General features: G+C 71.1%; 10 protein-coding genes. 7 read left to right on the forward strand and 3 right to left on the reverse strand.

What is annotated here, in order from left to right; translation table 11 throughout:
- The first annotated feature begins 34 nt into the window (after nt 1-34).
- The 3 genes from ACILQS_RS06600 to atzF are packed head-to-tail and all read left to right on the forward strand — an operon-like array spanning nt 35 to nt 4583.
- Nucleotides 35-1198, forward strand: coding sequence for a M20 family metallopeptidase (locus ACILQS_RS06600; RefSeq protein WP_395639322.1), 1164 nt, complete (start codon nt 35-37; stop codon nt 1196-1198).
- The gene (locus ACILQS_RS06605; protein ID WP_395639323.1) at nt 1192-2898 is read left to right on the forward strand and encodes a PucR family transcriptional regulator; all 1707 of its coding nucleotides are present in this window, start codon (nt 1192-1194) and stop codon (nt 2896-2898) included. Before ACILQS_RS06600 ends, ACILQS_RS06605 begins: the two co-directional genes overlap by 7 nt.
- Entirely contained in the window at nt 2895-4583 is a 1689-nt protein-coding gene (atzF, locus tag ACILQS_RS06610; protein WP_395639324.1) for an allophanate hydrolase, read from the forward strand. The genes ACILQS_RS06605 and atzF overlap by 4 nt, the downstream gene beginning before the upstream one ends.
- Here atzF and ACILQS_RS06615 read toward each other — a convergent pair.
- The 3 genes from ACILQS_RS06615 to ACILQS_RS06625 all read right to left on the reverse strand — a co-directional run bounded on the left by ACILQS_RS06615 (nt 4568) and on the right by ACILQS_RS06625 (nt 6238).
- Complete coding sequence (locus ACILQS_RS06615; RefSeq protein ID WP_395639325.1) at nt 4568-5290, reverse strand: SDR family NAD(P)-dependent oxidoreductase; 723 nt, start codon at nt 5288-5290, stop codon at nt 4568-4570. The two genes, atzF and ACILQS_RS06615, sit on opposite strands and share 16 nt — an antisense overlap.
- Before the next feature lie 118 nt (nt 5291-5408).
- Complete coding sequence (locus ACILQS_RS06620; protein WP_395639326.1) at nt 5409-5633, reverse strand: alpha-ketoglutarate decarboxylase; 225 nt, start codon at nt 5631-5633, stop codon at nt 5409-5411.
- Nucleotides 5630-6238, reverse strand: a complete 609-nt coding sequence (locus ACILQS_RS06625; RefSeq protein ID WP_395639327.1) for a sigma-70 family RNA polymerase sigma factor — start codon at nt 6236-6238, stop codon at nt 5630-5632. The genes ACILQS_RS06620 and ACILQS_RS06625 overlap by 4 nt, the downstream gene beginning before the upstream one ends.
- Nucleotides 6239-6327: 89 nt before the next feature.
- Here ACILQS_RS06625 and aroA point away from each other — a divergent pair, with 89 nt between their 5' ends.
- From aroA to ACILQS_RS06645, 4 genes are all read left to right on the forward strand, one after another.
- Nucleotides 6328-7686 carry a 3-phosphoshikimate 1-carboxyvinyltransferase gene (aroA, locus tag ACILQS_RS06630; RefSeq protein ID WP_395639328.1) on the forward strand — a complete coding sequence of 453 codons (1359 nt, stop codon included), beginning with the start codon at nt 6328-6330 and terminating at the stop codon, nt 7684-7686.
- The gene (gene rsgA / locus ACILQS_RS06635; protein ID WP_395639329.1) at nt 7683-8741 is read left to right on the forward strand and encodes a ribosome small subunit-dependent GTPase A; all 1059 of its coding nucleotides are present in this window, start codon (nt 7683-7685) and stop codon (nt 8739-8741) included. The genes aroA and rsgA overlap by 4 nt, the downstream gene beginning before the upstream one ends.
- On the forward strand, nt 8738-9526 hold the full coding sequence (locus ACILQS_RS06640; RefSeq protein WP_395639330.1) for an inositol monophosphatase family protein: 789 nt from the start codon (nt 8738-8740) through the stop codon (nt 9524-9526). Before rsgA ends, ACILQS_RS06640 begins: the two co-directional genes overlap by 4 nt.
- Nucleotides 9523-9948 (forward strand): septum formation family protein (locus tag ACILQS_RS06645; protein ID WP_395639331.1); only part of this gene is annotated, 426 nt, incomplete at its 3' end. The genes ACILQS_RS06640 and ACILQS_RS06645, both read left to right, overlap by 4 nt.

The following is a 9948-nucleotide window of genomic DNA, read 5'->3' on the forward strand; positions in this document are numbered from 1 at the left end:
CTGCCCACCCGACCCCACGCCGAGGAGGCCCCCGATGATCGACGTCGAGACCGTGATCGCCGACACCCGACGACTCATCAGCATCGAGAGCACCAACCCGGGCGTGCTGGAAGGCGCATGCGCGGACTGGATCGAGGAGCGCCTGCGCGGCCTGGGGCTCGACCCTCTGCGTCACCCCGTCGAGCCGGGACGCGACAACCTGAGCGTCGTCATCCCGGGGCGCGACCGCACGGCACCCCGCTTCGTGCTCGTCGCCCACATGGATACCGTGCCGATCGGAGCGGGCTGGACACGTGATCCGTTCGGCGGCGAGATCGAGGGCGGGTTGCTCTACGGCCGCGGTGCGTGCGACATGAAGGCCGGCCTCGCCCTGACTCTGGGACTCCTCGATGCGCTGGTCCGCACCGGCGCGACCCCCGCCTCCGACGTCGTGGTGTTCTACACCGTCGACGAGGAGGCGCCCGGGATGCTCGGCGCCCACGCCCTCGTCGCCGACGGGCTGCTGCGCCCCGACGACCAGATCCTCGCCCCGGAGCCGTCGGGGATGCGACTGCGCATCGCCCAGATGGGCCTGCGCTGGGTGACCCTCGAGGTCACCGGCCGGATGGCGCACGCGGGACGCGCGCACCTGGGCACCAACGCCGCCCATGTCATGGCCCACATCATCGTCGAGCTGGAATCCGCCTTCGCGGCCCTTCCGTTCGAGGACGAGATCCTCGGCCGTGCTCGGTTCACCTGCGGCGTCGTGCAGGGTGGCGTCGCCACCAACGTCGTTCCGGCGGTCTGCCGCGCGGAACTCGATCTGCGCGTCGTGCCGCCGCTGACCCCCGAGGACGCTGTGCGCATCGTCGAGCGCGTCGCGACCGACGTCGTGCGCCGCTACGAGGATGCCGGTTTCACCCTGGAGCCCCTCGGCGCCCGGCGGCCGCCGGTGCGTGCCGCCGACGAGTCCGGGATCGTGCGCACGCTCCGCGCCTCCTACGCGCGGGTCGCCGGGCGACCTGCCGAGATCGGCGGCGCCGACGGTCACGAGGCGTACACCGACTCGGCGATGATCGCCGCGCTCACCGGCTCCACCTCGAGCACGGTCCTCGGCCCGGGCGCGACCGACCAGGCGCACACCGCCGACGAGTTCGTGCCGATCGCCGACCTCGAGCTGGGGTCGGCGCTCCTGTGGGACATGGTGACGACGTGGTGATCCGACTGCCGTCCTACGGGATGGCGCGCAGCGAACTGCCGACCGTCGAGGAGGCCCTGGCGTTCTCCACGATTCAGCGGGGCGATCCGGTCGTCGTCGCCGGTGCCGCGGGGCTCGGGCGGCGCGTTCGATGGGTGCACATGAGCGAGATCGTGCACATCGCCGGTCTCTTGCATGGCGGCGAGCTGCTCCTCACGATGGGCATCGTCTTCCCCGACGACCCGGCCGAGCTGTCCGCCTACGTCGAGCGCCTCGCCGAAGTGAACGCCGCGGCGCTCGTCATCGGCCTCGGCCCGCGCTATCAGGACGAGCTTCCGGCAGCCCTGGTCGAGGCCGCCGAGCGCTGCGGGTTGCCGCTGATCGCCCTTCGCCGCAAGATCGCGTTCATCGACGTCACCGAAGAGGTGCACGCTTCGCTCGTCGACGTGCAGATCCGCGACCTGCAGGCGTCGGAGAGCATCCACATGATCTTCAGCGCCCTAGCCGTGCAGGGCAGCAAGGCCGAGATCGTGCTGCGCCAGGTCGCGAAGCTCTCGGGGTTCGCTGTCGTGCTCGAGAACCGCTCGCACCAGATCCTCGCCTTCGACCCGGCGGATCGCAATCCGAGCGACGTGCTCACCGAGTGGGGCGAACACAGCGGGGGTCCGCACCGTCCCGTTCGCACCTACTACGACCCGCGCAGCGGGTGGTTGCAGACCACCGTCGGTGCACGCGGCAATGATTGGGGGCGGCTCGTACTGCTCGCGCCCACCGCCGGCGCACGCGAGCTCGATGGGACCCTCGACCCCACGATGACCGTCCCGCGCAGCCTCATCATGCTCGTCGAGCAGGCGGCCTCGACGCTCGCGCTGGGTCGGCTCGTCGACCGCGAGTCGCATCTGCTCGATCTCACGACGCAGAGCACGCTGCTCAACCGACTGCTCTCCGGTGATGGCAGCGCCGAGGAGCTCGAGCAGCAGGCGCAGGCACTCGGGGTCTCGTTGCGCCGAGGGTCGCTCGCCGCCCTCGCCTTTCGCCCGCGCACGACGGCGCCGGATCCCCGGGACCGGCAGCGCGCCCTGCGCGTCCTTGCCACCGCAGTCTCGGACGCGGCGCGCGACCACCGGCTGCCCGCGCTCGTCGCGCCCGTCGACGACTTCACCGTCGGGATGCTGACCGCGGTCGCTGCGGGATCGACACACCTCGATCAGGCGCGCATGATCGTGACGAGTCTGAGGCCGGCCGGCGGTTCGGTGCTGGCGGCGACCGGGGGACTCGCCCGGGGCGCCGCCGCCGCACGGTCGGCGCTGATCGACGCGATCGAGACGGCGGCGACCGCGGTCGGCATGTCGGTCGAGGCCGAGGTCGTCTCCGCAGGCGATCTCGGGGTACGCGGTCTCCTGCACTCCCTCCGCGATGATCCGCGATTGACACGCTTCGCCGAGCGCATGATCGGCACCCTGCTCGACTACGACGCCACGCACAACACCTCGCTCGCCGGCCTGCTGATGCACTACCTCGCCGCCGGGCGCAATAAAGCGGTCGCGGCTCGGAGGGCATTCGTCTCCCGCCCGTGGATGCACGAGCGTCTGCGCCTCGTCGAGGACGTTCTCGGCATCGACCTCGACGACGAAGACACCTGTCTCGACCTTCAGGTCGCCCTCCTCATCACCGATACCCGGCGCGCGCCGTCCGCCGCGCGTGGAAAGGCACTCTCGTGATTCGCACCGTCAGCGCGACCGAGGCGGTCCGTACCGCATTCGCCGCCATCCGGCATCACGGCCGACCCGAAGTGTGGATTCATCTGCGCGAGGAGGACGAGGCTCTCGCGGAGGCCGCCGAACTCGACGAGGGCCCGGTTCTCCCGCTGCGCGGTCTGACACTCGCCGTGAAGGACAACATCGATGTCGCGGGGCTACCCACCACGCTCGGGCTCCCGCAGCCGATCGCCGTCGCCGATCAGGATGCGCCCGCCGTCGCCCGGCTGCGGGCGGCCGGCGCGATCGTGCTGGGGAAGACCAACCTCGACCAGTTCGCAACCGGCCTGGTCGGCACGCGCAGCCCCCACGGCGCGGTGCGCAACGCGCGGTGGCCCGACCGGATCTCCGGCGGGTCGAGCTCGGGGTCGGCGGTCGCGGTCGCCCTGGGAATGGCGGACCTCGCCCTCGGCACGGACACCGCCGGATCGGGACGGGTGCCTGCGGCACTCAATCGCATCGTCGGGGTGAAGCCGACACTCGGGCTCGTCCCCGTGCTCGGGATGCGCGACGCCTGTCGGCCGTTCGACACCATCACGGTTTTCGCCCGCGACGCGGTCACAGCGACGACCGCCGCATCGATCATGGCCGGGCCGCATCCGGCCGACGGCTTGAGCCGAGTGGCACCGGCTGACGTCCGGCTCGCTGCGCCGCCGCGCCCCGTGCTTGCCATCCCGCGCGCCGACGATCTGACGAGCCTCGACGACTCGGCGCGCGCCGCCTGGGTCACGGCCCTCGCCCGCTGGCGGGAACTCGCGGACCTCGTTGAGATCGACATCTCGGAGATGCTCGGCGCGGCGCGTCTCCTCTACGACGGGGCGATCGTCGCGGGCCGATTCGCGGCCGCAGGCTCTTTCGTCACCGGAGGTGTCGCCGGGCTCGACCCGACGGTCGCCGGGATCGTGGCTCGCGCGCGCGACGTCGCCGGCTGGGAGTACGTGCGCGACCGCGCGACGCTCGACGGCATCCGGACGAATGCGCTCGCCTCGCTCGTGGGGATGGACGGCCTTGTCATCCCCACCGCCCCCGGCCACCCGACGCTCGCCGAGGTCGCCGCCGATCCGCTCGGAGTCAACTCATGGCTCGGCACCTTCACCAACTTCGTGAACCTCCTCGACTTCGCCGCGATCGCGGTGCCCTCCGAGGACGGTCGCGACCGGGGATTCGGCACGACGATCGTCACACGAGCCTTCGAGGATGCGGTCGCCGCCGACCTCGCCGCGCGCTACCTCGGCGAGACGCCGCCGGTCCCGGTCGACGGAATCGACGTCGCGGTGTTCGGCGCCCATCTCACCGGCCAGCCGCTCAACGGCGAACTCGTTGCGCTCGGCGCCCGACTCGTCCGCCCGGTGCGTTCGGCGGCCGATTACGGGCTGTTCGCCCTCGATACCCGTCCGCCGAAGCCGGGGCTCGTGCCGCATGCGGCGGTCGGCGCGCCGATCGCGGGCGAACTCTGGCGCCTCGCTCCGGCCGCACTCGGCCGCCTGCTCGCCACGCTCCCCGCTCCGATGACCCTCGGCCGCGTCCGACTCGTCGACGGGTCTGAGGTCGTCGGATTCGGCTGCACCGCGGACGCGCTCACCGGCGCGGTCGACATCACCCGATACGGCGGGTGGGCCGCCTACCGGGAGGCTCAGCGCGCGGTGTAGCCGCCGTCGACGATGAGCTCGGTTCCGGTGACGAAACTCGCATCGTCGGAGAGCAGGTAGGCGGTCGCCGCGGCGATCTCCTCGGGCCGGGCAAACCGACCGGCCGGGTGCATCCCCTCGACAGCGGTGCGGAACTCGGGGTGCGGCGCGAATTGCTCCCGGGTCATCGGGGTGTCGACGACGCCGGGACACACGGCGTTGGCACGAATCCGCTGCGCCGCGTAGTCGACGGCGATGGCGCGAGACAGTCCGATCACTCCCGCCTTGCTCGCGCAGTACGCGGGCTCGTCCGCGGTCGCGACCAGCCCCGACATCGAGGCGTGGAAGACCAGCGCTCCGCCCTCAGGCATGCGGCGCACGGCGTGCTTCGCGCCGAGGAACGCCCCGGTGAGGTTGACCGCGACCACGTGGCTCCACTGTTCGAGGGTCGTCTCGGTGAGCGGCACCTCGAGGGCGACCCCCGCATTGAGCACTGCGCCGTGCAGAGCGCCGAACTGGTCGACCACGGCATCGAAGGCGACCTCGATACTCGCCTCGTCGGTGACATCGGCCGCGAGTGCCAGCGTGGGCTCGGAAGCCCGGGCCCGCGCACGGTCCAGGTCGAGGGACACCGCTCGGGCCCCCTCCGCGACGAGGCGTCGCACGGTCGCGGCCCCGATTCCCGAGCCGCCACCCGTCACGACGATCACCCGATCCCGCAGTCTCATGCGCACACGTTAGCCACGACGCGCGGTCAGCGGATGGGCGCGGTTCGGATGCGCGACAGGATGTCGAGAGCGGCGGCCTGATGCGCGTCAGGTCGTCGGGAGATGCCGACGATTCAGATCAGCCGAGGCGGGCGAGGATCGCCGCGCGCAGTTCCTCGGGCGCCTTCTCCTGGCACGCCTTCTGCATCTTCAAGGTGAGCGTGATGCCGACGAGGTGCTCGTCGCTGCAGTCGTCGCAGTTCTCGAGGTGGTCGGTGATGTCCTGGAAGTCCTCCGCCGAGAGCTCGCGGTGCAGGTACTCCTCGAGCTCGGACTTGGCTTTGTCGCAGCCGCAATCGGTCATTTCGCGCTCCTGGTGGCGGGGGCGGGAACGGTGATGCCGCGGTCGCGCGCGTAGTCCGCGAGCAGGTCGCGCAACAGCCGGCGGCCACGGTGCAGCCGACTCATCACGGTTCCGACGGGGGTCTTCATGATGTCGGCGATCTCCTGGTACGAGAAGCCTTCGACGTCGGCGAGGTACACGGCGAGCCGGAAGTCTTCGGGGATCGCCTGCAGCGCCGCCTTGACGTCGCTGTCGGGCAGGTGGTCGATCGCCTCGGCTTCGGCCGACCGGGTCGACCGCCCCTGGCTGAGCGACTCCGCCCCGCCGAGTTGCCAGTCCTCGAGGTCGTCGATAGAGCCCTGGTAGGGGCCTCGCTGGTTCTTGCGATAGATGTTGATGTAGGTGTTGGTGAGAATGCGGTAGAGCCACGCCTTCAGGTTCGTGCCCTGCTCGAACGACGTGAAAGCCGCGTACGCCTTGACGTAGGTCTCCTGCACGAGATCGCCGGCATCCGCCGGGTTGCGCGTCATGCGGAGCGCAGCCGCGTACAGCTGATCCATGAAGGTCAGCGCCTGGTCTTCGAACAGCTTCCGCAGTTCCGCGGACGGCTGTGGGGTGTCGCTCATCGCGACAGAGTCTAGTTCCGGCCGCTGAACGCGGGCCGCCGGAGCGGTCGGGCGTTCGAGGAGGGCGGAGGGCATACTCTGGACAACCGATGGATGTGCAGCGCTATTCCGGCCCGGCGGGCGAAGTCGATCCCGTGACGCTCTGGGCTGCTCCCGTCGCAGACGCCCCGCTCGACGCGACGTTGCGTCTTCCCGGATCCAAGAGCCTCACCAACCGGGAACTCGTTCTCGCGTCGATCGCCGACGGCCCCGGCACTCTGCGCGCCCCGCTGCACTCCCGCGACAGCGCGCTCATGATCGCCGGACTGCGCAACCTCGGCGTCTCGATCGAGGAGCTCGCGGGTGACGACGACTACGGTCCCGACCTGCGCGTGACGCCGGGGCCGCTCCGCGGAGAGCGAAGCATCGACTGCGGCCTCGCCGGGACCGTGATGCGCTTCCTTCCGCCGATCGCCGCGCTCGCCACCGGTCCGGTCGAGTTCGACGGTGACGAGTCCGCACGCCGGCGTCCCATGGCCGCCACGATCGACGCCCTGCGCGGTCTGGGGATCGAGACCGACGACGGCGGGCGGGCTGGCCTGCCGTTCACCGTCCACGGCGTCGGGGCCGTGAGGGGCGGCGAGTTGTCGATCGATGCGTCAGCCTCCAGCCAGTTCGTCTCCGGGCTCCTGCTCGCCGCGCCGCGCTTCGAACGCGGGCTCGTGCTGCACCACACCGGGGAGCGGCTGCCGAGCCTCCCTCACATCGAGATGACGATCGCCTGCCTCGCCGCCCGCGGGGTCGAGGTCGATTCGTCAACGCCCGGGACGTGGATCATCGCGCCCCAACCGATTCGCGCGCGCGAGGTCGATATCGAACCCGACCTCTCCAACGCCGCGCCGTTCCTCATCGCGGCCGTCGTCTCGGGCGGAACCGTCGCCATCGAGGGATGGCCGCGGACGACCACCCAGGTCGGCGACCTGCTGAGGGAACTGCTTCCGTTGTACGGGGCCTCGGTCTCGTGGCGCGGCGACGCCCTCGTCGTCGACGGCGGGATCGGCGTCCGTGGCGGCGCGGAGATCCCCGGCATCGACCTCGACCTGTCAGCCGGCGGAGAGCTCGCGCCGGCGATCGTCGCACTCGCCGCCCTCGCCCACTCACCGAGCCGCATCATCGGCATCGGTCATCTGCGCGGACACGAGACAGACCGCCTCGCCGCGCTCGCCGCCGAGATCACCGCGCTCGGCGGAGCGGTGACCGAGCTCGACGACGGGCTGCTGATCGAACCACGACCTCTGCACGGAGGCGCTTGGCACTCGTACGAGGACCACCGGATGGCGACCGCGGGCGCCATCCTCGGGCTCGCGGTGCCCGGCGTCCGGATCGACGACATCGGCACGACGGCGAAGACCCTCCCCCAGTTCGCCGGTCTGTGGGCGGCAACGACGAAGGCGATCACCGCCCCGTGAGTTGGCTGCCGCCCGACGACGAGGACGAAGGCTTCGAGGCCTGGGGCGAGGACGACGTGCGCGTGCGGCCGAACCCCAAAGGCAACAAGCCGCGCACGAAGACCCGGCCCGAGCATGCCGATGCACTCGGCGCCCGGGTGCTCACGGTCGACCGCGGCCGTTACACGGTACTCGTCGACGAGGACGGCCCCGAGGAACGCGTGGTCACGGCGGCACGCGCTCGCGAGTTGCGCAAGCAGGCAATCGTCACCGGCGACCGCGTGGATGTCGTCGGGGACGCCAGCGGCGCCGAGGGGTCGCTCGGGCGCATCGTGCGCATCCAGCCGCGCACGACCCTGCTGCGCCGCAGCGCCGACGACAGCGACGAGGTCGAACGGATCATCGTCGCCAACGCCGACCAACTGCTCATCGTCGTCGCCGCCGCCAACCCCGAGCCGCGCCCGCGCCTGGTCGACCGCTACCTCGTCGCCGCGTACGACGCGGGCATCGCGCCGATCATGGTGATCACGAAGACCGACCTCGCCGACCCGGGCCCGTTCCTCCGCAACTTCGAGGCGCTCGACATCCCGGTGGTGCGGTCGGGTCAGGATGCCTGGCCGATCGCCGAGCTCACCCCCCTGCTCGACGGACACACCACGGTCGCCGTCGGCCACTCGGGCGTGGGCAAGTCGACCCTCGTGAACGCCCTCGTGCCGGGCACCGACCGTGCCGTCGGCGTCGTCAACGCCGTCACCGGCCGCGGCCGCCACACGTCGTCGTCGACGGTGTCGCTGCGGGTGCCGACCGGCGGGTGGATCATCGACACCCCGGGCGTACGCTCGTTCGGTCTCGGGCACGTGAACACCGACAACATCCTCAGGTCGTTCTCGGATCTCGCCGCCGTCGCCGCCGACTGCCCGCGGGGCTGCACCCATCTGCCCGATGCCCCTGACTGCGAACTCAACGACGCGGTCGCCGACGGCCGCCTGCCCGCCGCGCGGGTCGACTCGCTCCAGCGTCTCCTGACGACACTGACCGTCCGACCCGGCGGTGCTGCCGGTAGCTTGGACGCGTGACCTTCACCCTCGCCGACGACCTCGCGGTCGCCCTCGTCCTGGCCGCCGAAGCCGACCTCATCGCGATCGACCGCTACCGGTCGCAAGACCTCGACGTGCAGCTGAAGCCCGACCGATCGCAGGTGACGGATGCCGACACCCGGGTCGAGCAGGTCATCCGTGAGCACCTCGCTGCGGCCCGCCCCGACGATTCGATCCTCGGCGAGGAGTTCGGCACCGACGGCTCCTCGAACCGCCAGTGGATCATCGATCCGATCGACGGCACGAGCAACTTCGTGCGCGGCGTGCCGATCTGGGGAGCGCTCATCTCCCTCGTGATCGACGGCGTGCCCGAGGTCGGCGTCGTGAGCGCCCCCGCCCTCGGCAAGCGCTGGTGGGCGGCGAGCGGTCACGGCTCCTGGCTGCAGGAACAGGGCCGCGAGCCGCGCCGGCTGCACGTGAGCGGCATCGACGAGCTCGGCGAAGCATCCTTGTCGTACAACAGCCTCAAGCACTGGGACCAGTACGGCCGGCTCGACCAGCTGATCGCCCTGAGCCGCGAGGTCGAGCGCACCCGCGCCTTCGGCGACCTGTGGTCGTACATGCTGCTCGCCGAGGGAGCGATCGACATCGCCGGCGAGTTCGACGTGAAGCCGTGGGACATCGCGGCGCTCGTGCCGATCGTGCGCGAGGCCGGCGGACGGGTGACGGATGTCGACGGCACCGGTGCTCTCGACACGCTGTCGGTGATCGCCACCAACGGACTGCTGCACGACGCCGTGCTGGAGAGGCTGACGACGCGGTGAGCCGCCGCCTCGGCGCGGGATTCCTCGCCGTGCTCGCCCTGGTCCTGATGACGGGGTGCGGCGCCGCCGACGATGGAGACGACGTGTTCTCGATCGTCGTCGGCGACTGCCTGGACGACGCCGACGTGCCCGATGAGGTGACGACCCTCCCGATCGTGGACTGCGCGGAGCCGCACGACTCCGAGGTCTTCGCCCGCACCGAGGCGACGGGCACGACGTTCCCGGGCGACGACGTGCTGCAGGGGATGCTCGCGGAGTTCTGTCGCGGCGACGCCTTCACCGAGTTCGTCGGCCTCCCCTTCGTCGAGTCGCGCTACGCGACGCGCGGGTACTACCCGACGGCGGAGAGCTGGGCCAACGGCGATCGGGAGCTGCTCTGCACCGTCGTCGACGAGAGCGGAGCCCAGCTCACCGGTTCACTC

Source organism: Pseudolysinimonas sp. (assembly GCF_044239695.1).
Lineage (GTDB): Bacteria > Actinomycetota > Actinomycetes > Actinomycetales > Microbacteriaceae > Pseudolysinimonas_A.